General features: G+C 56.0%; 22 protein-coding genes. 21 read left to right on the forward strand and 1 reads right to left on the reverse strand.

Translation table 11 applies throughout. From position 1 onward, the window contains the following. From H5P17_RS21420 to cra, 5 genes are all read left to right on the forward strand, one after another. Window positions 1-581 (forward strand): LysR substrate-binding domain-containing protein (locus tag H5P17_RS21420; RefSeq protein WP_255477976.1); only part of this gene is annotated, 581 nt, incomplete at its 5' end. Window positions 582-1,044: 463 nt separating this feature from the next. Beyond that, on the forward strand, window positions 1,045-2,847 hold the full coding sequence (locus tag H5P17_RS21425) for a long-chain fatty acid--CoA ligase (RefSeq protein WP_182825111.1): 1,803 nt from the start codon (window positions 1,045-1,047) through the stop codon (window positions 2,845-2,847). Between the two features lie 322 nt (window positions 2,848-3,169). After that, window positions 3,170-4,888, forward strand: a complete 1,719-nt coding sequence (gene ilvI, locus H5P17_RS21430) for an acetolactate synthase 3 large subunit (RefSeq protein WP_182825113.1) — start codon at window positions 3,170-3,172, stop codon at window positions 4,886-4,888. Window positions 4,889-4,890: 2 nt separating this feature from the next. After that, window positions 4,891-5,382: an acetolactate synthase small subunit gene (gene ilvN, locus H5P17_RS21435; protein ID WP_004932806.1), complete on the forward strand. Its 492-nt coding sequence runs from the start codon at window positions 4,891-4,893 to the stop codon at window positions 5,380-5,382. A gap of 216 nt (window positions 5,383-5,598) precedes the next feature. Next, window positions 5,599-6,603, forward strand: a complete 1,005-nt coding sequence (gene cra, locus H5P17_RS21440; protein WP_020825201.1) for a catabolite repressor/activator — start codon at window positions 5,599-5,601, stop codon at window positions 6,601-6,603. Window positions 6,604-6,649: 46 nt separating this feature from the next. Here the strand turns inward: cra and H5P17_RS21445 are convergent, their stop codons facing one another. Next, entirely contained in the window at window positions 6,650-7,090 is a 441-nt protein-coding gene (locus tag H5P17_RS21445; protein WP_044554167.1) for an L-alanine exporter AlaE, read from the reverse strand. Window positions 7,091-7,960: 870 nt separating this feature from the next. On the opposite strand from H5P17_RS21445, the gene mraZ reads away from it, so the two are divergent. From mraZ to lpxC, 16 genes are all read left to right on the forward strand, one after another. Continuing rightward, window positions 7,961-8,419: a division/cell wall cluster transcriptional repressor MraZ gene (mraZ, locus tag H5P17_RS21450; RefSeq protein ID WP_041414198.1), complete on the forward strand. Its 459-nt coding sequence runs from the start codon at window positions 7,961-7,963 to the stop codon at window positions 8,417-8,419. 2 nt (window positions 8,420-8,421) lie between these two features. Further along, a complete protein-coding gene (rsmH, locus tag H5P17_RS21455; RefSeq protein ID WP_020825204.1) occupies window positions 8,422-9,363 on the forward strand; it encodes a 16S rRNA (cytosine(1402)-N(4))-methyltransferase RsmH in 942 nt (313 codons plus the stop codon). Continuing rightward, window positions 9,360-9,680, forward strand: a complete 321-nt coding sequence (gene ftsL / locus H5P17_RS21460) for a cell division protein FtsL (protein ID WP_012005204.1) — start codon at window positions 9,360-9,362, stop codon at window positions 9,678-9,680. Before rsmH ends, ftsL begins: the two co-directional genes overlap by 4 nt. A 42-nt stretch (window positions 9,681-9,722) precedes the next feature. Further along, the gene (locus tag H5P17_RS21465) at window positions 9,723-11,486 is read left to right on the forward strand and encodes a peptidoglycan glycosyltransferase FtsI (RefSeq protein ID WP_044554169.1); all 1,764 of its coding nucleotides are present in this window, start codon (window positions 9,723-9,725) and stop codon (window positions 11,484-11,486) included. Next, window positions 11,473-12,960 carry a UDP-N-acetylmuramoyl-L-alanyl-D-glutamate--2,6-diaminopimelate ligase gene (gene murE / locus H5P17_RS21470; protein ID WP_044554170.1) on the forward strand — a complete coding sequence of 496 codons (1,488 nt, stop codon included), beginning with the start codon at window positions 11,473-11,475 and terminating at the stop codon, window positions 12,958-12,960. The genes H5P17_RS21465 and murE overlap by 14 nt, the downstream gene beginning before the upstream one ends. Next, window positions 12,957-14,318, forward strand: a complete 1,362-nt coding sequence (gene murF, locus H5P17_RS21475; protein ID WP_182825115.1) for a UDP-N-acetylmuramoyl-tripeptide--D-alanyl-D-alanine ligase — start codon at window positions 12,957-12,959, stop codon at window positions 14,316-14,318. Before murE ends, murF begins: the two co-directional genes overlap by 4 nt. Then, window positions 14,312-15,394: a phospho-N-acetylmuramoyl-pentapeptide-transferase gene (mraY, locus tag H5P17_RS21480; RefSeq protein WP_012005208.1), complete on the forward strand. Its 1,083-nt coding sequence runs from the start codon at window positions 14,312-14,314 to the stop codon at window positions 15,392-15,394. Before murF ends, mraY begins: the two co-directional genes overlap by 7 nt. Window positions 15,395-15,396: 2 nt before the next feature. Beyond that, window positions 15,397-16,716, forward strand: coding sequence for a UDP-N-acetylmuramoyl-L-alanine--D-glutamate ligase (gene murD, locus H5P17_RS21485; protein WP_182825117.1), 1,320 nt, complete (start codon window positions 15,397-15,399; stop codon window positions 16,714-16,716). Further along, a complete protein-coding gene (gene ftsW / locus H5P17_RS21490; RefSeq protein ID WP_044554173.1) occupies window positions 16,713-17,915 on the forward strand; it encodes a cell division protein FtsW in 1,203 nt (400 codons plus the stop codon). Before murD ends, ftsW begins: the two co-directional genes overlap by 4 nt. A gap of 3 nt (window positions 17,916-17,918) precedes the next feature. Then, a complete protein-coding gene (gene murG, locus H5P17_RS21495; RefSeq protein ID WP_182825119.1) occupies window positions 17,919-18,983 on the forward strand; it encodes an undecaprenyldiphospho-muramoylpentapeptide beta-N-acetylglucosaminyltransferase in 1,065 nt (354 codons plus the stop codon). 83 nt (window positions 18,984-19,066) lie between these two features. Continuing rightward, window positions 19,067-20,545: a UDP-N-acetylmuramate--L-alanine ligase gene (gene murC / locus H5P17_RS21500; RefSeq protein WP_044554175.1), complete on the forward strand. Its 1,479-nt coding sequence runs from the start codon at window positions 19,067-19,069 to the stop codon at window positions 20,543-20,545. Next, the gene (locus H5P17_RS21505; RefSeq protein WP_044554176.1) at window positions 20,535-21,455 is read left to right on the forward strand and encodes a D-alanine--D-alanine ligase; all 921 of its coding nucleotides are present in this window, start codon (window positions 20,535-20,537) and stop codon (window positions 21,453-21,455) included. The genes murC and H5P17_RS21505 overlap by 11 nt, the downstream gene beginning before the upstream one ends. Window position 21,456: 1 nt before the next feature. Next, window positions 21,457-22,308 (forward strand): cell division protein FtsQ, encoded by an 852-nt coding sequence (gene ftsQ, locus H5P17_RS21510; protein WP_182825121.1) that lies wholly within the window; start codon window positions 21,457-21,459, stop codon window positions 22,306-22,308. Further along, a complete protein-coding gene (gene ftsA, locus H5P17_RS21515) occupies window positions 22,305-23,561 on the forward strand; it encodes a cell division protein FtsA (protein ID WP_004950148.1) in 1,257 nt (418 codons plus the stop codon). Before ftsQ ends, ftsA begins: the two co-directional genes overlap by 4 nt. Window positions 23,562-23,635: 74 nt before the next feature. Further along, window positions 23,636-24,790, forward strand: a complete 1,155-nt coding sequence (gene ftsZ, locus H5P17_RS21520) for a cell division protein FtsZ (RefSeq protein ID WP_004950150.1) — start codon at window positions 23,636-23,638, stop codon at window positions 24,788-24,790. 103 nt (window positions 24,791-24,893) lie between these two features. Beyond that, the gene (lpxC, locus tag H5P17_RS21525; protein ID WP_037426060.1) at window positions 24,894-25,811 is read left to right on the forward strand and encodes a UDP-3-O-acyl-N-acetylglucosamine deacetylase; all 918 of its coding nucleotides are present in this window, start codon (window positions 24,894-24,896) and stop codon (window positions 25,809-25,811) included. The last annotated feature ends 14 nt before the right edge of the window (window positions 25,812-25,825 follow it).

The raw sequence follows: 25,825 nt of genomic DNA on the forward strand, positions 1-25,825 counted from the left end.
ATCTGCGACTGGGGGCCGGAATAATCAATCATTTGAAGAAAATTGCCCCGCAAACTCACTTAAAAATAAAATCCTATATAAGTAATAATATAGACAATCAATTACGCTATCAGGAGGTCGAGTTTGTGATTGGTTATGCCCGCTTTGAGCCGGCAGAGTTTAAAAGTGTGGCGCTTTTCGACGATGAGTTAGTGTTGGTTACCGCCAGAAAACATCCCAGAATTGAAAAAGACATTACGCCTGAACAGATTATGGTCGAGCAGCATGCTGTAGTTTCACTAGAGAGTTTTTACTCTTTTAGCAAACCTTACTATATAGAAGAGGCAATGCAGCGCCTTGTGGCACAGCAATGCACAGATTTATACAGCGTATTGAACATGGTTTCCAATACTCACATGATCGCTATTGTTCCGGCATGGTTGGCCCGGCAACAGTCGGAAGCATTACAATTGCAGTTTGTTCCATTGCCATGGAGTGAAAACAAAGTCACCTGCTACCTCTCTTGGCATGAATCGGCAGAGCGCGATAAGGGGCATCAATGGATGAAAACCCAGCTTGGCCAGTCTGATATGCCAGAGTAAATCAGTCTATTATTACCCCCATGGTGGTAATGTCCCATTGGGGGGTAATTTACACTGCCGATTTATTAAGAATTATCTTGGCATTATCTAAGGGTTTTCTTTATTTAAACGCTCTGAATTAATTCATTTAGAATAAGTTAGACAGTTTTATCAAAAAATATCGACATAAAATTATATACTGAAATTTTATTCATATTTGGTTTTTATCTCTGTTCCAGAGTAGGCCTTTCGGTCTTGCATTTTGTGGCCTGGATAAAACCTTTTCCTCCCCTTTTTGTCCAACGGTGAGACGCGGTGAAATTAACCTGAGTTTTGGCTCACACTTCTACGCTGAAATCTCTTTTCCCGCCGCCTGAGAGTAGGTAGACTGCGCGAAAAAAAGTAAACACGTGTAAGCTGAGATGTGAGGGGAGGTTATCCCGCACTTGGCTAACTGTTTGATTCATTTCAGGCTTAGAGCGCTATGATCAATAATCTGCTGCAATACCATTTGACTCACCGTATACAGCACCAAATTTCTCACCGTGCCGATCGCACTGCTTTTCGCCAATGGTCTCCCCAAGGGGAAACACAAATGACCTGGAAGCAGGTCGATACGCATATCAATCTCATCGCCAGTGCGCTGTTGGCATTGGGTGCCGACGTGCAGGAACGTATCGCGATTTTTGCCAATAACTGCATGGCCTGGTCGCTGGCGGATTTGGCCATTCTGCAATTACGTGGCGTGAGCGTGCCGCTGTATGCCACCAACACGCCGGCCCAGGCGGCTTTTATCATCAATGATGCCGATATCCGTATTCTGTTCGTCGGCGAGCAGGCTCAATTGGATGCCGCCATTGCCCTACGCGGTGTGTGTCCGCAACTGAGCCACATTATTGTATTTGATGATGGCGTCGACCTGCATGGCTGTGAGATCGCCCAACACCTGAGTACCTTTGAACGTGAAGTCGACGTGCCGGCTTTCTCATCTCAATTGCAGCAACGCATAGCCGATTGCGATCTGAGGGATCTCTTCACGCTGATCTATACCTCCGGCACTACCGGCGAACCCAAGGGCGTGATGCTGGATTACCGAAATCTGGCCGCACAGCTTTATCTGCATGATGAGCGGCTGACGGTGAATGAAGAGGATGTGTCTCTCAGCTTCCTGCCGATGTCACACGTGTTTGAACGAGCCTGGAGCTTCTTCATCATGCACTCTGGCGCGCAAAACGTGTTTTTACCGAATACCGATTGGGTGCGCGAAGCCATGGCGGCGGTGCGTCCGACGCTGATGTGCGCGGTGCCGCGCTTTTACGAAAAAATCTTCAGTGCAGTGCATGAAAAGGTCGCGCGCGCGCCCTGGCTGCGCCGGGCATTGTTCCATTGGGCGATTGTCTGCGGTGAGCGCAAGTTCCTGCAGGAGCGCGCCGGCAAGCCATTGGGCAAGCTATTCGATCTTTCTCATCGCTGGGCCGATAAACTGGTGCTGAGCAAGTTGCGCGGTATCCTTGGTGGACGAGTGCGCTTCTTGCCGGCTGCGGGCGCCAAACTGGATGACAATGTCATCCTGTTTTTCCAGGCGATGGGCGTTAACATCAAATACGGCTATGGCATGACCGAAACCTGCGCCACCGTTTCCTGTTGGGAAGAGGGCAATTTCCGCTTTGGCTCTATTGGCAAGCCCTTGCCGGGGGTAGAAGTGCGCATTGGCGAGGAGAATGAAATTCAGGTGCGTGGGCCGGTGGTGATGCGCGGTTATTTCAATAAACCGCTGGAAACCGCCGCTTCCTTTACCGAGGATGGCTGGTTGAAGACCGGCGATGCCGGCGCCATGGACGAAGGCGGCAACCTGTTTATCACCGAACGCCTGAAGGATTTAATGAAAACTTCCGGCGGCAAGTACATAGCTCCGCAGATGCTGGAAGGCACGCTGGCGCAGGATCGCTTTATCGAGCAGGTGGCGATCATCGCCGATGCGCGTAAATTCGTTTCCGCCCTGATCGTGCCTAGCTTTGAATCCCTGGAAGAGTATGCGAAATCCATCAATCTCAAGTATCAGGATCGGATCGAGCTGTTGCGTAACAGCCATATTCTGGAGATGTTTGAAAGCCGCCTGCGTGAGATGCAAAAAGAGCTGGCGCGGTTTGAACAGGTAAAAAGGTTTACTTTGTTGCCTGCCGCCTTCTCGATGGAGTTGGGTGAGCTGACGCCAACGCTGAAGCTGCGACGTAAGGTAATTTCACAGCGCTATCAGCGTGAAATTGACTCCATGTACCAGGATTAGCTCAGAGGCTGTCGCCGGACGGAGTGTTCGGCGAAAAAAACAGCGTAATTCTTGCCTGATATAGTTCTGTAATTCCTCGCCTGATTGGAACAATGCCTAGCCCGAGCCGCTAGCGACTAGTGCATTGTTTCTGTAAACCCCGGATCTCCAGCCGCTTGGCAATAACCACTCTATTGCCAAGTCTTTTTGCTGTTTGCCTGCCCAATATTCTGACGTTATGTTAATCAGTTAGAACCAATCCACAAAAACTTTGGGGCAATGCCCCACAGCAGGCGCTACGTTCCGGCGCCAGACAAGAATAAGTAAGCCTGGAGGCAAACCCATGGAGATGTTGTCAGGAGCCGAGATGGTCGTCCGATCGTTGATCGATCAGGGCGTTAAGCATGTATTCGGATATCCGGGCGGGGCGGTACTCGATATTTACGATGCCCTGCATACGGTCGGAGGCATCGATCACATATTGGTGCGCCATGAACAGGGTGCAGTGCATATGGCCGATGGCTATGCGCGCGCCACCGGTGAAGTCGGGGTGGTTCTGGTGACCTCAGGCCCGGGAGCGACCAACGCGATCACCGGTATTGCGACAGCCTATATGGACTCCATCCCGATGGTGGTGCTTTCCGGGCAGGTCCCCAGCTCGCTGATTGGTTACGATGCCTTCCAGGAGTGCGACATGGTCGGGATTTCTCGCCCGGTGGTCAAACACAGTTTCCTGGTGAAGCGCACCGAAGATATTCCCGGCATTTTGAAGAAAGCTTTCTACCTGGCCTCTACCGGTCGCCCTGGGCCGGTGGTGATTGATCTGCCGAAGGACATCGTTGGCCCGGCGGTAAGAATGCCTTATGCCTACCCGCAGGAAGTGAGCATGCGCTCCTATAACCCGACGGTGCAGGGCCATCGCGGGCAGATTAAACGCGCATTGCAAACTATCCTTACGGCCAAGAAGCCCGTTATGTACGTCGGTGGCGGCGCGATTAATTCGGCCTGTGACGTCGAACTGTTGGAGCTGGCGGAAAAACTGAATTTACCGGTTACCTGCACCCTGATGGGATTGGGCGCGTTTCCCGGCACGCACCGCCAGAGCGTCGGCATGCTCGGTATGCACGGAACTTACGAAGCCAACAAAACCATGCACCACTCTGACGTGATCTTTGCCGTCGGCGTGCGCTTTGACGACCGCACCACCAACAACCTGGCGAAATATTGCCCGGATGCCACCGTACTGCATATCGATATCGACCCTACCTCAATCTCCAAGACGGTGGATGCCGATATCCCGATCGTCGGCGATGCCAGGCAGGTGCTGACCCAGATGCTGGAATTGTTGGCGCAGGAGGACAAAACGCAGGATCACGATGCGCTGCGCGATTGGTGGCAGTCTATTGAACAGTGGCGCGCGCGCGACTGCCTGGGCTACGACAAAAACAGCGGCACCATCAAGCCACAGGCCGTGATTGAAACCCTGCATCGGCTGACCAAGGGCGACGCTTACGTCACCTCCGATGTTGGCCAGCACCAGATGTTCGCCGCACTTTACTACCCGTTCGACAAGCCACGCCGTTGGATCAACTCCGGCGGGCTGGGCACCATGGGCTTTGGCCTGCCTGCCGCGCTGGGCGTCAAGCTGGCATTGCCTGATGAAACCGTGGTGTGCGTGACCGGCGACGGCAGTATCCAGATGAATATCCAGGAGCTTTCCACCGCATTGCAGTACAACCTGCCGGTGATCGTAGTGAACCTCAATAACCGCTATCTGGGGATGGTGAAGCAGTGGCAGGACATGATCTACTCTGGCCGTCACTCCCAGTCCTATATGGATTCCCTGCCGGACTTCGTCAAGCTGGCGGAGGCTTACGGTCATGTGGGCATCGCCATTCGTACGCCGGATGAACTGGAAAGCAAACTGGCGCAGGCGCTGGCCGAAAAAGAGCGCCTGGTATTTGTCGATGTGACCGTCGATGAGACCGAACATGTTTACCCAATGCAGATCCGCGGTGGAAGCATGGACGAAATGTGGCTAAGCAAAACGGAGAGGACCTGATCATGCGCCGAATTTTATCTGTCTTGCTGGAAAACGAATCCGGTGCGTTATCGCGTGTGGTGGGTTTGTTCTCTCAGCGTGGTTACAACATTGAAAGCCTGACGGTTGCGCCGACCGACGACCCTACGCTGTCGCGCATGACGATCCAAACCGTCGGCGATGAAAAGGTGCTGGAGCAGATCGAAAAGCAGCTGCATAAGCTGGTGGACGTGCTTCGCGTCAGCGAGCTGGTGCAGGGTGCACACGTCGAGCGTGAAATCATGTTGGTGAAGCTGCAGGCCAGCGGTTACGGGCGTGAGGAAGTGAAGCGCTGTGCCGATATTTTCCGCGGTCAGATCGTTGACGTTACCGCTACGCTGTACACCGTTCAACTGGCCGGCACCAGCGATAAGCTGGATGCATTCCTGAGCGCGGTGCGTGAAGTGGCCGAAATTGTCGAAGTGGCGCGTTCCGGCGTGGTCGGCGTATCGCGCGGCGATAAAATCATGCGCTGAGGAGTGAGATTGGCGTAATCTGAGGGCGCGGCCAGGCTGCGCCCTTTGTTTTTCGGCGTTTTTTGCCCGTTTGCTGGCACCTTTCGGCAAAAGCGGTTGCTAGGCAGAGTTTTCTGCTGTTAGATCGCAGAGGCTGGATTGAATAACCGCACAGGATGCGATGGTTAATCCGGGCATGGTTTTCACTTCTATTTTCAGCGTCATTAAGGGGTTAACGTGAAACTGGATGAAATCGCGCGTCTCGCGGGCGTTTCGCGCACTACGGCCAGTTATGTCATCAACGGCAAGGCGAAGCAGTATCGTGTCAGCGATAAAACCGTCGAGAAAGTGATGGCCGTGGTCAGGGAGCACAACTATCACCCAAATGCCGTCGCGGCAGGGCTGCGCGCCGGGCGAACCCGATCGATCGGGCTGGTGATACCGGATCTGGAGAACACCAGCTATACCCGTATTGCCAACTATCTGGAGCGTCAGGCGCGCCAACGCGGCTACCAGTTGTTGATTGCCTGCTCGGAAGATCAGCCGGATAACGAAATGCGCTGTATCGAGCATCTGCTGCAACGTCAGGTCGATGCGCTGATCGTTTCTACCGCTTTGCCGCCGGAGCACCCGTTCTATCAGCGCTGGGCCAACGATCCGCTGCCGATTATTGCCCTGGACCGTGCGCTGGATCGCGAGCATTTCATCAGCGTGGTGGGGGCCGATCAGGAGGATTCCTTCGCACTGGCGCAGGAACTGCGTACTTTCCCTGCAGAGTCGGTGCTGTATCTGGGCGCGTTGCCGGAGCTTTCCGTCAGCTTCCTGCGTGAACAGGGTTTCCGTCAGGCCTGGCAGGATGACGAGCGGCATGTCGATTATCTGTATGCCAATAGCTATGAGCGCGAGGCTGCTGGCGTGCTGTTTGCCGAATGGCTGAAGACCCATCCGATGCCACAGGCGCTGTTCACCACTTCATTCTCTTTGCTGCAAGGGGTGATGGACGTGACCTTGAAGCAGCGTGGCCGCTTGCCGACCGATCTGGCGATCGCCACCTTCGGTGACCATGAGCTGTTGGACTTCCTGGAGTGTCCGGTGCTGGCGGTTGCGCAGCGTCACCGTGACGTGGCAGAACGTGTATTGGAGCTGGTGCTGGCCAGTCTGGATGAACCGCGTAAGCCTAAACCGGGCCTGACGCGTATTCGCCGCAATCTGTTCCGCCGCGGCAGTCTGAGCCGAAAATAATCCTATCGCAGGGGCGCTTAGCTGCGCTCCTGTTTCAAACTCACCGTTATACGTAGCCCGTTACCCTGAACAGCCTTCTGCAGTACTCGAGAAAATATCCGTACACCACCCCCATCGCCATCGATACCACAGCATTGCTGGCAACGGCCGTTATGATTTGCTGCCCGTCGGCACCGACGCTCCACAGGATGGCGGCATAAACCGGCGATTGGAAACTGACATAGGCCAGCAGATCGGCAAGGTTACGCAATAAAAAGGGGTATCGATCAGAACGCCTGGCGATGCGGATAAACAGGTCCCGATAGCGCCCATAGGGCCAGGCGATCAGGATATTTACCGGAATCGACAGCAAGCGGGACGAGAGCGACTGTTGAAAGCTCATGCCGGAGACCAGAATTTCTATCGCCATACCGGCGATAAAGCAATACACCACCAAAGCAAAGGTATCGGCGGCGGCACTGCGCCAGTGAGTGGCAGGCGAGAGCATGGTGCAATCTCCGGTATCTTGGTTAAAATTCTGTTAATTTAATTAATTTTGGTTGTTAATTCTGGTTTTTTATTTCATATGTAGTTTACATTGCCAGCTTGTATTGGATAAGTAGCTGAATATTTTTATTTGTTGGCGTTGGGTGGTTTTTGTGCTGAGGACTGGCGGCAGAATGTGGCGCGAAGGGATTAAAAATGGATTATTCTTAACTATTCTATTAAAAACAATTAGTTGCATAATCTTTGGTCATAAAGCCGTTTTACACAGTAAAAATTGTGGTCATTAATCATGTAAGGAAATGAAACCATAATTGTAAACAGGTATTTTGGGAGTAATCTTACTAAATTGATTTGAATCGAAATTAACTCGCCTCGTAATATCCGAGCAATTTATTTTTCCATTTGGCTTATCAGTGGCACTTTAATTGAAGTAAAATAGCGCCCGGTTTGAGGATAAATAACCGTTGTGCGTTATTAACTCAATGGCTTACGCCGCATTTCCTTTGTAGAGTGAGTCAACGCCGAGCCTTGTCTGGCGCGGCTCGCGCTCGGTTACTGCGATGTGATTGCCGAGCTGAAAAATGAGACATCGATTGCAGAAGGAAGTATTGAGTTAATTAATCGCCAATTTGTCAGGTTTTTAATCAGGCTCTTTCCGCTTAGAAAATTCTCCCCGTTTATCATGATGTTAATTTTTAATCATCTAATAAATAGCGTTCCTTTCGCGAGTCAGCTCCCAAAATGACCGAAGAAATATTGCCAAAGCGCCGGCGCTCTGGCTTGACAAGGTTTTCATACCCTCCGTAAACTCCATTATGTGGGAATTTGTGGGGTAAAGTGGTGAAAACGGTCGTGAAGGGGTAACTCAGGTATGTTCCGTGGAGCAACGATGGTTAACCTCGACAGCAAAGGGCGGCTTGCCGTACCCACCCGATATCGGGATTTGCTGAACGAGCAATCGCAAGGCCAAATGGTTTGCACCATTGACCTCCACCAGCCCTGCCTGCTGCTCTACCCACTGCCCGAATGGGAAGTTATTGAACAAAAGTTATCCCGTCTGTCGAGTATGAATCCCGCCGAGCGTCGCGTTCAGCGCCTGCTGTTGGGTCATGCCAGTGAGTGTCAGATGGACAGCGCCGGCCGTTTGCTGTTAGCCACTACGTTACGTCAGCACGCCGGGCTTACCAAAGAAGTGATGCTGGTCGGGCAGTTCAACAAGTTTGAACTGTGGGATGAACAGACCTGGTATCAACAAGTCAAGGATGATATTGACGCAGAACAGTCGACTCAGGAACCGTTGTCTGAGCGGCTACAGGACTTGTCGCTATAAGCATGTTGGAAAACTATAAACACACTACCGTACTGTTGGATGAGGCGGTTAACGGCCTCAACATTCGCAGTAACGGCATCTATATCGACGGTACTTTTGGCCGCGGTGGCCATTCGCGTCTGATTCTGTCCCAGCTTGGGCCGGAAGGACGCTTGTTGGCAATTGACCGCGACCCACAGGCGATTGCAGCCGCCAAGTCTATTGATGACCCTCGTTTCAGCATCGTACACGGCCCGTTTTCAGAGTTGTCGCACTATGTGCGGGAACGCGAATTAGTGGGGAAAATTGATGGCATTTTGCTCGATCTGGGGGTTTCTTCACCGCAGTTGGATGACGCGGAACGCGGTTTCTCCTTCATGCGTGACGGCCCGCTGGATATGCGCATGGACTCCTCAAGCGGTCAGTCAGCCTCCGAGTGGCTGATGAAAGCGGAAGCAGACGATATCGCCTGGGTGCTGAAAACCTTCGGCGAAGAGCGTTTTGCCAAGCGTATCGCTCGCGCCATCGTGGAAAGAAATCTCGTCGAGCCGATGACCCGTACCAAAGAGCTGGCCGATTTGATCGCCAACGCCAGCCCGTTCCGGGATAAGCACAAGCACCCGGCAACCCGCAGCTTTCAGGCGATCCGTATCTACATCAACAGTGAATTGGAAGAGATCGAACGTGCGTTGGACGGCGCGCTGGAAGTGCTGGCCCCGCAGGGCCGCCTGTCGATCATCAGTTTCCACTCGCTGGAAGACCGCATCGTTAAACGCTTCATGCGCCACCATAGCCGCGGTGCTCAGGTGCCGGCCGGTATCCCGCTGACGGAAGAGCAACTGCGCAGTATGGGCGGACGCACGCTGAAAGCGCTGGGCAAGATGATGCCTGGGGATGCTGAGGTGGCGGAAAACCCACGAGCACGTAGCTCAGTGCTGCGTATTGCCGAGAGGATGCCGGTGTGATTGGTAACGAGCGACACGGTCTGGTCGGAGTTATTGGCGGCGATCTGCTGCGTAACGCCAAGATCCCGTTGATTTTGCTGATTGCTTCGTTGGTGTCTGCGGTTTTCGTCGTGACCACCGCGCACCGCACTCGCTTGCTGACTGCCGAGCGCGAGCAGTTGGTTCTGGAGAGAGACGCGCTGGACATTGAGTGGCGCAACCTGATTCTTGAAGAGAATGCCCTTGGGGATCACAGTCGGGTAGAACGCATCGCAACGGAAAAGCTGCAGATGCAACATGTTGATCCATCTCAGGAAAATATCATCGTTAAACAATGAATGGTTTAACTGAAATCATTACACGGAGTAGAAAGGGAACGCATGAAAGCAGCACGCCCCGGTAAGTTGAAACGCCAGGAAGATCAGGCCAGCTTTGTAAGCTGGCGTTTTGCGTTGCTGTGCGGCTGTATTTTGCTGGCGTTGGTAGGGCTGATGCTGCGGGTAGCTTATCTGCAGGTGATTAACCCGGACCGCCTGGTGAAAGAAGGCGACATGCGTTCACTGCGCGTGCAGGAAGTACCGACTGCGCGCGGCATGATCAGCGATCGTTCAGGTCGCCCGCTGGCGGTAAGTGTGCCGGTGAATGCAATCTGGGCGGACCCGAAAGAGCTGAATGAGCGTGGTGGTATCACGCTGGACAGTCGCTGGAAGGCTCTATCCGATGCGCTGAATGTTCCGCTGGATCAGCTTTCTACCCGCATCAACGCCAACCCGAAAGGGCGCTTTGTCTACCTGGCTCGCCAGGTGAACCCGGCGATCGGCGACTACATTCGCAAGTTGAAACTGCCGGGGATTTACCTGCGTCAGGAATCCCGTCGCTACTATCCTTCCGGCCAGGTGACCTCGCACATTATTGGCGTGACCAACATTGACGGTCAGGGGATTGAAGGCGTCGAAAAGAGCTTTGACCGCTGGCTGACCGGGCAACCGGGCGAGAGAACCGTGCGTAAAGACCGCTTTGGCCGGGTCATCGAGGATATCTCCTCGGTGGACAGTCAGGCCGCGCATAACCTGGTGTTGAGCGTCGATGAGCGCTTGCAGGCATTGGTTTACCGCGAACTCAACAACGCCGTGGCCTTCAACAAGGCTGAATCCGGTACGGCGGTGCTGGTGGACGTGAATACCGGCGAAGTGTTGGCGATGGCCAACAGCCCGTCTTACAACCCGAACAATATGGCCGGTACGCCGAAAGAAACCATGCGTAACCGGGCTATCACCGATATTTTTGAGCCTGGCTCCACCGTAAAACCTATGGTGGTCATGACGGCATTGCAGCACGGTATTGTGAAAGAAAACAGCGTGCTGAATACCGTCCCTTACCGTATCAACGGCAAGGAAATCAGGGACGTTGCGCGTTACGCGGAACTCTCCCTGACCGGGATCTTGCAGAAGTCGAGTAACGTCGGCGTTTCACGGCTGGCGTTATCGATGCCGTCCTCAGCGTTAGTAGATACTTACTCTCGTTTTGGATTGGGAAAAGCGACCAATTTGGGGCTGGTCGGAGAAAGCAGTGGCATATACCCAAAAAAACAACGGTGGTCTGACATAGAGAGGGCCACCTTCTCTTTCGGCTATGGGCTAATGGTAACCCCGTTACAGTTAGCGCGAGTCTACGCAACGATCGGCAGCCTGGGCGTTTATCGCCCGCTGTCGATTACCAAAGTTGACCCACCGGTTGCCGGTGAACGCGTCTTCCCAGAACCTCTGGTGCGCACCGTTGTGCACATGATGGAAAGCGTTGCCTTACCGGGCGGCGGCGGGGTGAAGGCGGCCATCAAGGGTTACCGCATTGCCATCAAAACCGGTACCGCCAAAAAGGTGGGCCCAGACGGCAAATACGTCAACAGATACATCGCTTATACCGCCGGCGTGGCGCCGGCCAGTAATCCTCGTTTTGCTCTGGTGGTGGTAATCAACGACCCGCAGGGTGGGAAATACTACGGTGGTGCGATCTCCGCACCGGTGTTTGGCGCCATCATGGGCGGCGTATTGCGCACCATGAACGTTGAGCCGGATGCGTTGCCTACCGCTGAGAAAAGCGATTTTGTAACTAACAGAAAAGAGGGTTCAGGTGGCAGATCGTAATTTGCGCGATTTACTCGCTCCGTGGGTGCCAACGGCTCCCGGGCGCGCGCTGCGGGAAATGACATTAGACAGCCGTATTGCGGCTGCCGGGGATCTGTTTGTCGCCGTTGTCGGCCATCAAACGGATGGACGCCGCTATATTCCGCAGGCCATCGCGCAGGGCGTAGCCGCTGTGATTGCCGAAGCTGAAGGCCAGGCCGAAGACGGCGCTATCACCCAAATGCACGGCGTACCGGTGATTTACCTGAGCCAGCTCAACCAGCGCCTTTCCGCACTGGCCGGGCGTTTTTATCATGAACCGGCGGAACGTCTGCGTCTGGTCGGCGTCACGGGCACCAACGGCAAAACCACCACGACTCAGTTGCTGGCGCAGTGGGGCCAACTGCTGGGTGAGACCAGCGCCGTGATGGGCACCGTCGGCAATGGTTTGTTGGGCCAGGTTTGCCCGACTGAGAATACCACCGGCTCTGCGGTTGATGTTCAACACGTATTAAACGAGCTGGTCGATCGCGGCGCTACCTTTGCAGCGATGGAAGTTTCTTCCCACGGCCTGGTGCAAAACCGCGTGGCGGCGCTGCCGTTTGCCGCTGCGGTGTTCACCAACCTGAGCCGCGATCACCTGGACTACCACGGTGACATGGCCAATTACGAAGCGGCCAAGTGGTCGCTGTTCGCCAGTCACGAAGTGGGTCAGGCGATTATCAATGCCGATGACGAAGTCGGTCAGCGCTGGCTGAGCCAATTGCCGGATGCGGTCGCTGTCACCATGCAGGACAACCTGCAGCCTGGCTGCCACGGCCGCTGGCTGAAAACCACCGCGGTTAACTATCACGATAACGGCGCCACGATCCACTTCAGCTCAAGCTGGGGCGACGGTGAGATTGAAAGCCGCCTGATGGGGGCGTTTAACGTCAGCAACTTGCTGTTGGCGTTGGCGACCCTGCTGTCGTTAGGGTATCCACTGGATGAACTGGTGGCCACCGGCAATCAGCTGCAACCCGTGTGTGGCCGAATGGAAGTCTTCAACGCGCCGGGTAAACCGACGGTGGTGGTCGATTATGCCCACACCCCGGACGCGCTGGAAAAAGCATTGGAAGCCGCGCGCCTGCACTGCCAGGGGCAGTTATGGTGCGTGTTTGGCTGCGGCGGCGATCGCGACAAGGGCAAGCGTCCGCTGATGGGCGGCATCGCCGAACAGTTCGCCGATCGCGTCGTTGTTACCGACGATAACCCTCGTACCGAAGAGCCGCAGGCGATTATCGCCGATATCCTGACCGGCCTGCTGGATGCCGGGCGTGCCCTGGTGATCCACGGCCGTGCGGAAGCCGTAACCAGCGCGATTATGCAGGCGCAAGAACAAGACGTGGTGCTGGTAGCCGGTAAGGGCCACGAGGATTACCAACTGGTGGGGAATCGCCGTCTGGATTACTCCGATCGCACTACCGTCGCGCGTTTGCTGGGGGTAGTAGCATGATCCCTGTCTCCCTTCAGGCACTGGCCGACGTATTGAGCGCTGAGCTGATCGGCGCCGATTGCCAAATCGTTGAGGTGACGACAGATACCCGCCAGGTAACCGCTGGTTGCCTGTTTGTGGCATTGAAAGGTGAGCGTTTCGACGCTCACGATTTTGCTGTTGATGCGGTAGCCGCAGGTGCCGGGGCGCTGCTGGTAAGTAAGCGCTTATTGGTGGATGTCCCTCAACTGGTGGTGAAAGACACTCGTCTGGCGTTAGGCCAGCTTGCTGCCTGGGTTCGCCAGCAGGTACCGGCCCGAGTCGTGGCGTTAACCGGCTCATCGGGCAAGACTTCGGTGAAAGAGATGGCCGCCGCTATCTTGCGTGAGTGCGGCGAAGTGCTTTATACCGCCGGCAATTTCAATAATGACATCGGCGTGCCTTTGACGCTGCTGCGTTTGCAGCCGCAGCACGACTTTGCGGTGATTGAGCTTGGCGCTAACCACATTGGCGAAATCGCCTATACCACCGCATTAACTTGTCCGCAGACCGCCCTGGTGAATAACCTGGCGGCTGCTCATCTGGAAGGCTTTGGTTCTTTGGCCGGTGTTGCTCAGGCGAAAGGCGAAATTTTTACCGGCTTGCCGGCTGACGGCGTGGCGATCATCAACGCCGACAACAACGATTGGCCGCACTGGCAGAGCATGCTGGAGGGGAAAACCGTTTGGCGATTCTCTCCGCAGGCGGCAGAAGGCGTCGATTTCTTCGCCAGCGACGTGCAGGTCAACGGTGAAGGCACACAGTTTACGTTGCATAGCCCGTTCGGTACTGCGCCTATCGCGCTGCCACTGCCAGGGCGTCATAACGTCGCCAACGCGTTGGCGGCAACGGCACTGGCAATGTCGGCCGGGGCATCGCTCGAGGCCGTGCGTCAGGGACTCAAGCAACTGCAGGCGGTGCCGGGGCGTTTGTTCCCCATTGCGCTGGCTGCCGGCAAGCTGCTGCTGGACGACAGCTACAACGCCAACGTCGGTTCGATGACCGCCGCTGCGCAGGTACTGGCGGAAATGCCAGGCTACCGCGTGATGGTGGTTGGCGACATGGCAGAGCTGGGGGCGGAAGCTGAAGAGTGCCATCGTCAGGTGGGCGAAGCGGCTCGGCTGGCGGGGATCGATAAGGTGCTGGGCGTAGGGCCATTGAGCCAAGCGCTGATTGCAGCCTCCGCTAACGGCGAACATTTTCAGGATAAGGCAGCGGTGACCGCGCGCGTGGCGGAATTACTGTCGGAACATGCGGTAATTACCGTGTTAATCAAGGGTTCACGTAGTGCCGCAATGGAGCAGGTAGTACGCGCGTTACAGGAGAAAGCACCATGTTAGTTTGGCTGGCCGAACATTTGGTCAAATATTATTCCGGCTTCAACGTCTTTTCCTACCTGACGTTCCGAGCCATTGTCAGCCTGCTGACCGCGCTGTTCCTCTCCTTGTGGATGGGGCCGCGGGTGATCAAACGCCTGCAGGAGATGTCCTTCGGCCAGGTGGTGCGTAACGACGGTCCAGAGTCGCATTTCAGCAAACGCGGCACGCCGACCATGGGCGGCATCATGATCCTGACTTCCATCACCGTTTCGGTGCTGATGTGGGCTTATCCGTCCAACCCATATGTCTGGTGCGTGCTGTTCGTGCTGGTGGGTTATGGCATCGTTGGCTTCGTTGACGATTACCGCAAGGTGGTGCGCAAAGACACCAAAGGGCTGATCGCCCGCTGGAAATACTTCTGGCAGTCGGTGATTGCGCTGGTGGTTGCTTTCGCCATGTATGCCGTAGGAAAAGACACGCCAGCCACCGAGCTGGTTGTGCCGTTCTTTAAGGACATCATGCCTCAGCTTGGCCTGTTATACGTGCTGCTGGCGTACTTTGTCATCGTGGGGACCAGCAACGCGGTCAACCTGACCGACGGGCTGGACGGCCTGGCGATTATGCCGACGGTGTTCGTGGCCGCCGGTTTTGCGCTGGTAGCCTGGGCGACCGGTAACATGAACTTCGCCAACTACCTGCATATTCCGTATCTGCGCCACGCCGGCGAACTGGTGATCGTCTGTACCGCCATTGTCGGTGCCGGCCTGGGCTTTTTGTGGTTCAACACCTATCCGGCTCAGGTCTTCATGGGCGACGTGGGTTCGTTGGCGCTGGGCGGCGCGTTGGGCACCATTGCGGTGTTGCTGCGCCAAGAGTTTTTGCTGTTGATTATGGGCGGCGTGTTCGTGGTTGAAACGCTGTCGGTGATTTTGCAGGTGGGGTCGTTCAAGCTGCGCGGACAACGTATTTTCCGCATGGCACCGATTCACCACCACTATGAATTGAAAGGCTGGCCGGAACCACGCGTGATCGTGCGCTTCTGGATTATTTCGCTGATGCTGGTGCTGATTGGCCTGGCGACGCTGAAGGTGCGGTAACTATGGCGGATTATCAGGGTAAAAAAGTGGTCATCATCGGGCTGGGCCTCACCGGCCTGTCCTGTGTTGATTTCTTTATGGCGCGTGGCGTAACGCCACGCGTTATGGATACCCGCATTTCACCTCCAGGGCTGGACAAGCTGCCTGAAAGCGTTGAGCGTCACCTGGGTGATTTGAATCAGGATTGGCTGCTGGCGGCGGATTTGATCGTCGCCAGCCCAGGTATGGCCTTGGCGACCCCGGCGTTGAGCGCTGCTGCTGAGGCGGGCGTAGAGATTGTCGGCGATATCGAATTGTTCTGCCGTGAAGCCCAGGCACCTATCGTGGCGATTACCGGTTCCAACGGGAAAAGTACCGTCACCACCCTGGTGGGTGAAATGGCGAAAGCCGCAGGTTGGGCGGTGGGCGTTGGTGGCAACATTGGCCTGCCTGCTTTGAGCCTGCTGCGCCAGGAGTGCCAGCTGTACGTGCTGGAGCTGTCGAGTTTCCAACTGGAAACCACTTACAGCCTGCACGCGGCGGCGGCGACCATTTTGAATGTCACCGAAGATCATATGGATCGCTATCCGTTTGGGCTGCAGCAATACCGTGCCGCCAAGCTGAAGGTCTATGAAAATGCCAGCCTGTGCGTAGTCAATGCCGATGACGCATTGACGATGCCGATTCGCGGGGCGGATGAACGTTGCATCAGCTTTGGCGCCGATGTGGGCGACTATCACCTGAACCGCCAACTGGGCGAAACCTGGTTGCGCGTGCGCGGCGAGAAAATCTTGAACACCCGCGAAATGAAGCTGACTGGCCGCCATAACTACACCAATGCGTTGGCAGCGCTGGCACTGGCCGATGCGGTGAACATCCCGCGTGCTTCCAGTCTGAAAGCACTGACCACTTATACCGGCTTGGCGCACCGCTTCCAATTGGCCTGGGAACATAACGGCGTTCGCTGGATTAACGATTCTAAAGCCACCAACGTTGGCAGTACCGAAGCGGCGTTGAATGGTCTGCAGGTGGACGGCACGTTGCACCTGCTGTTGGGCGGCGACGGCAAATCGGCCGATTTCTCCCCGCTGGCGCGCTACCTGCAAGGCGATAACGTTCGCCTTTACTGTTTCGGCCGCGATGGCGAACAGTTGGCTCAGCTGCGGCCGGAGGTCGCTACGCTGACCGAGACCATGGAACAGGCGATGCAGACGATAGCCGGCCGGGTGCAACCTGGCGATATGGTGTTGCTGTCACCCGCCTGTGCCAGCCTGGATCAGTTCCGCAATTTTGAAGTTCGCGGCGACGAGTTTGCCCGTTTGGCACAGGAGCTTGGCGGATGAGACTACGCTTGCCTAACTTCGGGCTGACAGAGCTCTTTAAAAACTGGGTAGCGGGATCGCGAGATAACGATTCGGCCAATATGGTGCTGTATGACCGTACCCTGCTGTGGCTGACCTTTGGGTTGGCCATTATTGGTTTTGTGATGGTGACTTCGGCTTCAATGCCGATCGGTCAGCGCCTGGCGGACGATCCATTCTTGTTCGCCAAGCGTGACGCGCTGTATCTCGGGCTGGCGTTCGGTCTGTCGATGGTGACCTTGCGCATTCCGATGGAAGTCTGGCAGCGCTATAGCAACATCATGCTGCTGCTGTCGATTGTGATGCTGTTGATCGTATTGGTGGTCGGTAGCTCGGTAAACGGGGCATCGCGCTGGATCTCGCTGGGGCCGCTGCGTATTCAGCCGGCAGAGCTGTCCAAGCTGTCGCTGTTTTGTTACCTGGCGAGTTATCTGGTGCGCAAAGTAGAAGAGGTGCGCAGCAACTTTTGGGGCTTCTGTAAGCCGATGGGCGTCATGGTGGTGTTGGCCGTGCTGCTGCTGGCTCAGCCAGATCTGGGTACCGTGGTGGTGCTGTTTATTACCACGCTGGCGATGCTGTTCCTGGCCGGCGCGAAAATGTGGCAATTCCTGGCGATTATCGGTTCCGGAGCCTTCGCGGTGGTGCTGTTGATCATCGCCGAACCTTACCGTATGCGCCGTGTCACCTCGTTCTGGAACCCGTGGGCCGATCCGTTCGGCAGCGGCTACCAGCTGACCCAGTCGCTGATGGCCTTTGGCCGTGGTGAGTTCTGGGGACAAGGGCTGGGTAATTCGGTGCAGAAACTCGAGTATTTGCCGGAAGCGCACACCGACTTTATCTTCTCGATTTTAGGCGAAGAACTGGGCTATATCGGTGTGGTTTTCGCATTGTTAATGGTATTCTGCGTCGCTTTTCGTGCTATGTCGATTGGCCGTCGTGCGCTGGAGCTTGATCAGCGCTTTTCTGGCTTTCTGGCCTGCTCCATCGGCGTGTGGTTCAGCTTCCAGGCACTGGTCAACGTCGGCGCTGCTGCCGGTATGCTGCCGACCAAAGGTCTGACGCTGCCGCTGATCAGTTACGGCGGTTCGAGCCTGTTGATTATGTCGACGGCGATCGTGCTGTTGCTGCGTATTGATTATGAAACGCGTCTGGCTAAAGCCCAGGCGTTTGTGAAGAGGTAAGGGATGAGCGGGAAACCTAAGCGTTTAATGGTGATGGCAGGCGGTACCGGCGGACACGTGTTCCCGGGGCTGGCGGTCGCACATCATCTGATGGCGCAGGGCTGGCAGGTGCGCTGGCTTGGAACCGCAGACCGAATGGAAGCCGATCTGGTGCCAAAGCACGGGATCGAGATTGATTTCATCCGCATTTCCGGCCTGCGCGGCAAAGGGCTGAAGGCCCAGTTGAGCGCGCCGCTGCGTATCTGGCAAGCCGTACGTCAGGCGAAGGCGATTATGCGCAGCTACCAACCGGACGTGGTGCTGGGAATGGGCGGTTACGTTTCCGGTCCTGGCGGTTTGGCAGCATGGCTTTGTGGCATCCCGGTGGTGCTGCACGAACAAAACGGCATTGCCGGGCTGACCAACCGCTGGTTGGCGCGCATTGCCAGGAAAGTCCTGCAGGCCTTCCCTGGCGCGTTCCCCAATGCGGACGTGGTGGGCAACCCGGTACGCACCGACGTATTGGCGCTGCCGCTGCCGGCAGAGCGATTGACGGGGCGTGAAGGACCCATTCGCGTGCTGGTAATTGGCGGCAGTCAGGGTGCCCGCGTGCTGAATCAGACAGTTCCTGAAGTCGCGGCGAGATTGGGCGATAGAATTACGCTCTGGCATCAGGTAGGCAAAGGTGCGCTGGAAAATGTGTTGCGCGACTACGAGAGGGTAGGGCAGACGCAGCACAAGGTGACCGAGTTTATTGATGACATGGCGGCCGCATACGCCTGGGCTGATGTCGTGGTTTGCCGCTCCGGTGCACTGACGGTCAGTGAGCTCGCTGCGGCGGGGCTGCCTGCGATATTTGTGCCTTTCATGCACAAAGACCGCCAGCAGTACTGGAATGCCCGCCCGCTGGAAGAAGCCGGCGCGGCGAAGATTATCGAACAACCACAGTTTAACGCTGATGTAGTGGCGGAGCTGCTGGCTGGCTGGGATCGTCCGGCGCTGTTGGCGATGGCCGAAAAGGCCCGTGCAGTGGCCATTCCGGATGCTACCGAGCGCGTAGCGGCGGAGCTGGTGCGCGTCGCCAAATAATATGCAGGGGTCCGGTTCGCCGGGCCTGAATTAAAGAATGTCATGTAGGGGGCCGGCATGCCGGACCCGGATTAGAGAGAGTGATGAATACACAACAACTGGCGAAACTACGTACTATCGTGCCCGAGATGCGACGCGTCCGGCACATTCACTTTGTCGGCATCGGTGGCGCCGGCATGGGTGGTATCGCCGAAGTGTTGGCCAATGAGGGTTATCAGATCAGCGGTTCCGACCTGGCACCGAATCCGGTAACCCAGCAGTTGAGCGCGCTCGGGGCGACGATTTACTTCCATCACCGTCCGGAGAACGTACTGGATGCCAGCGTAGTCGTGGTTTCTACCGCTATTTCTGCCGACAACCCGGAAATTGTCGCTGCTCGCGAAGCGCGTATTCCGGTGATCCGTCGCGCAGAGATGCTGGCCGAGCTGATGCGTTTCCGCCATGGCATTGCCGTTGCAGGCACGCATGGCAAGACCACGACCACGGCGATGGTGTCGAGCATTTATGCCGAAGCCGGCCTGGACCCGACCTTTGTTAACGGCGGGCTGGTGAAAGCGGCAGGAACTCATGCGCGTTTGGGCTCCAGCCGTTACCTGATTGCGGAAGCGGATGAGAGCGATGCCTCGTTCCTGCATTTGCAGCCGATGGTGGCGATTGTCACCAATATCGAGGCCGACCATATGGAGACCTACCAGGGCGACTTCGAAAACCTGAAGCAGACGTTTATCAACTTTTTGCACAACCTGCCGTTCTACGGCCGTGCGGTGATGTGTATTGATGATCCGGTGGTGCGTGAATTGCTGCCACGCGTGGGTCGCCATATCACCACTTACGGTTTCAGCGACGATGCCGACGTTCGCATCGAGAGCTACCGTCAGGTTGGAGCCCAGGGCCACTTTACCCTGAGCCGCCAGGACAAGCCGCTGATGACGGTGACGCTGAATGCGCCGGGTCGTCACAACGCGTTGAACGCGGCGGCGGCAGTCGCGGTTGCAACGGAAGAAGGCATTGACGACGCAGATATTCTCAGCGCGTTGGCCAGCTTCCAGGGGACCGGTCGCCGCTTTGATTTCCTTGGCGAGTTCCCGCTGGAGCCGGTAAACGGCAAAAGCGGCAGTGCGATGCTGGTGGACGACTATGGTCACCACCCGACCGAGGTCGACGCGACGCTGAAAGCCGCACGTGCAGGCTGGCCAGACAAGCGTCTGGTGATGATTTTCCAGCCGCACCGTTACACGCGTACTCGCGATCTGTACGACGATTTTGCCAACGTGCTGTCGCAGGTGGACGTGCTGCTGATGCTGGATGTTTACTCTGCCGGTGAAACGGCGATCCCGGGGGCGGACAGCCGCTCGCTGTGCCGCACGATCCGCAGCCGCGGCAAGCTGGATCCGATTTTGGTTTCCGATGCGGATACCGTGCCGGAAACCCTGGCAGGGTTGCTGCAAGCAGACGATTTAGTGCTGGTGCAGGGCGCCGGCAACGTGGGTAAAGTCGCTCGCAAACTGGCTGAGCTGAAGCTGCAGCCACAGAAAAAAGAGGAGGAACATCATGGCCGATAAAGTCGCCGTACTGCTGGGTGGAACCTCCGCTGAACGTGAAGTGTCATTGCAATCCGGCGCCGCCGTGCTGGCCGGGCTGCGTGAAGCCGGTATCGACGCTCACGGCATCGATATCCGCGATTTCCCGGTCACCCAGTTGAAAGAACATGGGTTTACCAAAGTGTTTATCGCGCTGCATGGCCGAGGCGGTGAAGACGGTACCCTGCAAGGCATGCTGGAGTTCCTCGAACTGCCTTATACCGGCAGTGGCGTGATGGCTTCGGCACTGACCATGGACAAGTGGCGCACCAAGATGGTGTGGCAATCGATGGGCCTGCCGGTGGCACCTTATGTTGCGCTGAACCGTCAGCAGTATGCCGGTGCAGAAAAAGAGGCGCTGATCGCGCGCGTAGAGGCCTTGGGCCTGCCGCTGATCGTCAAGCCGAGCCGTGAAGGTTCCAGCGTCGGTATGAGCAAAGTCACCGAGCGTGGCGCTCTTGAAGCGGCTCTGGAAGAAGGTTTCCGCCATGACGACGACGTGCTGGTCGAGAAGTGGCTGAGCGGTCCGGAATACACGGTTGCGATGCTGGGTGATCAGGTTTTGCCGTCCATTCGCATTCAGCCGGCCGGCGTGTTTTACGACTATCAGGCCAAGTACATCTCGGACGATACCCAGTATTTCTGTCCGAGCGGCCTGGGTGCGGAACAGGAAGCCGAAATGGCGGCTCTGGCGTTACGCGCTTATCGTGGGCTGGACTGCAGCGGCTGGGGCCGCGTTGATGTGATGCAGGATAGTGATGGCAGCTTCTATCTGCTTGAGGTGAATACCTCGCCAGGCATGACCAGTCATAGCCTGGTGCCGATGGCAGCGCGCCAGTCTGGTTTAAGCTTCTCGCAGCTGGTAGCGAGAATTTTGGAGTTGGCCGACTGATATGTCGCAAGCTGCCCTGAATGCGCGTGAACGCGAGGTGGACAATAACCCGCGCCGCAGCAATGGAACCCAGTTGGCGGGAATGATTTTCCTGCTGATGGTGTTGGGAACGGTCCTGTGGAGTGGTTGGGCGGTGATTGGCTGGATGAAAGACGCCAGCCGCCTGCCGCTGTCACGACTGGTGGTGACCGGTGAACGTCACTACACCACCAACGACGATATTCGTCAGGCCATCCTGGCACTGGGATCGCCGGGGACGTTCATGACGCAGGATGTGGATATCATCCAGCAGCAGATTGAACGCCTGCCGTGGATCAAGCAGGCCAGCGTGCGCAAGCAATGGCCGGATGAGCTGAAGATCCACCTGGTGGAATATGTCCCGGTGGCGCGCTGGAATGATTTGCACATGGTAGATGCCGAAGGCAAATCCTTCAGCGTGCCTGCAGAACGAATTGGCAAACAGAAGTTGCCGTTGCTCTATGGTCCGGAAGGGAGCGAACAGGATGTTCTTGAAGGTTACCGGACCATGAGCAGCATGTTAGCGGCCAGCAAGTATACGCTGAAAATGGCGGCCATGAGCGCTCGCCATTCCTGGCAGCTGGCTTTGGATAATGATGTTCGGCTGGAGCTGGGACGCGACGATCGCACCGGACGCCTGCAGCGCTTTATCGAGCTTTACCCGGTATTGCAGCAGCAGGGGCAGGCAGAAAGCAAGCGAGTCAGTTATGTCGACTTACGCTATGAGGCCGGTGCATCGGTAGGTTGGGCCCCCGCGTTTATCGACCCGCAGGCTGCAGGCGATCGGCAGAACAGTAATCAGCAACAGAATCAGGCACAGGCAAAACAACAATGATCAAGTCGACGGACAGAAAACTGGTAGTTGGACTGGAGATCGGTACTGCAAAAGTCTCCGCATTGGTAGGGGAAGTTCTGCCCGATGGCATGGTCAACATTATCGGGGTGGGCAGTTGCCCGTCTCGCGGTATGGATAAGGGGGGCGTTAACGACCTGGAGTCGGTAGTGAAGTGCGTACAGCGTGCTATCGATCAGGCCGAACTGATGGCTGATTGTCAGATTTCTTCGGTTTACCTCGCATTATCGGGTAAACACATCAGCTGCCAGAACGAAATAGGGATGGTTCCTATTTCCGAAGAGGAAGTGACGCAGGAAGATGTGGAAAACGTGGTGCATACCGCTAAATCGGTACGCGTACGTGATGAACACCGCATCCTGCACGTCATCCCTCAGGAATACGCCATCGATTATCAGGAAGGCATCAAAAACCCGGTCGGGTTGTCCGGCGTGCGTATGCAAGCCAAGGTGCACCTGATCACCTGCCATAACGATATGGCTAAGAACATCGTTAAGGCAGTAGAACGTTGTGGTCTGAAAGTTGACCAACTTATTTTCGCCGGTCTGGCTGCCAGCTATGCAGTACTGACCGAAGATGAGCGCGAACTCGGCGTTTGTGTGGTGGATATCGGCGGCGGCACCATGGATATGGCGGTGTACACCGGCGGTGCGCTGCGCCACACCAAAGTGATCCCTTACGCAGGGAACGTGGTCACCAGCGATATCGCTTACGCCTTCGGCACGCCGCCGACAGACGCGGAAGCGATCAAAGTTCGACACGGCTGTGCGCTTGGGTCGATTGTTAGCAAGGATGAAAGTGTAGAGGTGCCAAGCGTTGGAGGACGTCCTCCTCGGAGTCTGCAAAGACAGACACTGGCTGAAGTGATTGAGCCACGCTACACCGAACTGTTGAATCTGGTTAACGATGAAATTTTGCAATTGCAGGAGCAACTGCGTCAGCAAGGGGTGAAGCATCATCTGGCAGCGGGTATTGTGCTGACCGGTGGCGCCGCCCAGATTGATGGCCTGGCAGCCTGTGCGCAACGGGTGTTCCACACCCAGGTACGCATCGGCCAACCCTTGAACATCACGGGTCTGACGGATTATGCGCAGGAGCCTTACTACTCTACGGCGGTAGGTCTGCTGCACTATGGAAAAGAGTCTCACCTGAGCGGTGAGGCAGAAGTAGAAAAACGCGCCTCGGTGGGCAATTGGTTTAAACGTATCAATAGCTGGCTGAGAAAAGAGTTTTAATGTTTCAACAAAGAGATCATGCTGAGTAATCTTTTTATGATCTCGCAGCGACAGGCACAAAACGGAGAGAAACTATGTTTGAACCAATGGAACTAACCAATGACGCGGTGATTAAAGTCATCGGCGTCGGCGGTGGCGGTGGCAACGCCGTTGAACACATGGTGCGCGAGCGCATCGAAGGTGTTGAATTCTTTGCCGTTAATACAGACGCTCAGGCGCTTCGTAAAACGGCAGTTGGCCAAACCATCCAGATCGGTAGCGGTATTACCAAAGGTCTGGGTGCAGGCGCGAACCCTGAAGTGGGTCGCAATTCAGCGGAAGAAGACCGTGAAGCCCTGCGCGCCGCACTGGATGGTGCAGACATGGTCTTCATTGCAGCCGGCATGGGCGGCGGTACCGGTACCGGTGCAGCGCCAGTGGTCGCTGAAGTTGCTAAAGATCTGGGTATTCTGACAGTGGCCGTGGTGACCAAGCCTTTCAATTTTGAAGGCAAGAAACGCATGGCGTTCGCTGAGCAGGGTATCGCAGAATTGTCCAAACATGTGGACTCACTGATCACTATCCCGAACGACAAGCTGTTGAAAGTTCTGGGTCGCGGCATTTCTCTGTTGGACGCGTTTGGCGCGGCTAACGACGTGCTGAAAGGCGCGGTACAGGGTATTGCCGAACTGATCACCCGTCCGGGCCTGATGAACGTCGACTTCGCCGACGTGCGCACCGTAATGTCTGAAATGGGCTACGCGATGATGGGTTCCGGCGTTGCCTGTGGTGAAGACCGTGCTGAAGAAGCCGCGGAAATGGCGATCTCCAGCCCACTGCTGGAAGATATCGACCTGTCCGGCGCTCGCGGCGTGCTGGTCAACATCACCGCCGGTTTCGACCTGCGCCTGGATGAGTTCGAAACCGTGGGTAACACCATTCGTGCTTTCGCTTCCGACAACGCGACCGTGGTAATTGGTACCTCGCTGGATCCGGAAATGAACGACGAACTGCGCGTGACCGTGGTTGCGACCGGTATCGGCATGGACAAACGTCCGGAAATCACTCTGGTGACCAACAAACAGGCCAGCCAGCCAGTGATGGATCATCGCTACCAGCAGCACGGCATGTCGCCGCTGCCGCAGGAAGTGAAACCTGCCGCCAAGGTGGTTAACGATCCGACTGCGCAGCCTAATAAAGAGCCCGACTATCTTGATATTCCTGCCTTCCTGCGCAAGCAGGCAGACTAAGAATATCCTGAGAATTTGGAATCTCCGCTCTTTGTGCTAAACTGTCCCGCCAGCCATGCTGTATGCTTGGCTGGTAGGATTGATAACATTGCGAGATAAAACGATGATCAAACAAAGGACATTAAAACGTATTGTTCAGGCGACTGGCGTCGGTTTGCATACCGGCAAGAAAGTCACGCTGACAATGCGACCCGCGGCGGCTAATACCGGGGTCATCTATCGTCGCACTGACTTGAATCCACCGGTTGATTTTCCGGCTGATGCAAAATCCGTGCGTGATACCATGCTCTGTACCTGCCTGGTCAATGAGCATGACGTGCGTATTTCTACCGTTGAGCATCTTAATGCCGCACTGGCTGGGTTGGGCATCGACAACATCGTTATCGAAGTTGACGCTGCTGAAATCCCTATCATGGACGGCAGTGCCAGTCCGTTCGTCTTCCTGTTGCTGGATGCCGGCATTGAAGAACTGAACTCTGCGAAGAAATTCCTGCGTCTGAAAGACACCGTGCGTGTTGAAGATGGCGACAAGTGGGCCGAGCTGTCCCCGCATAACGGGTTCCGCCTGGACTTCACCATCGACTTCAACCACCCGGCGATCGACGCCAGTACGCAACGCTACCGCCTTGATTTCTCTGCCGACTCGTTCGTGCGTCAAATCAGCCGTGCGCGTACTTTCGGCTTCATGCGTGACATCGAGTATTTGCAGTCACGTGGCCTGGCCCTGGGCGGCAGTTTTGACTGTGCCATCGTGGTAGATGATTACCGCGTGCTGAACGAAGACGGCCTGCGCTTCGAAGACGAATTCGTACGCCACAAAATGCTGGACGCCATCGGCGACCTGTTCATGTGCGGCCATAACATCATTGGCGCGTTTACCGCGTACAAGTCTGGTCATGCGCTGAACAACAAACTGCTGCAAGCAGTGCTGGCGAAGCAGGAAGCGTGGGAGTACGTCACCTTCCAGGACGAAGCCGAAATGCCGCTGGCATTCAAAGCTCCGTCTACCGTATTGGCATAAGTCGATACCGCTGA

The organism is Serratia sp. OS31, from assembly GCF_014164835.1.
GTDB classification, from domain to species: Bacteria; Pseudomonadota; Gammaproteobacteria; order Enterobacterales; family Enterobacteriaceae; genus Serratia; species Serratia liquefaciens_A.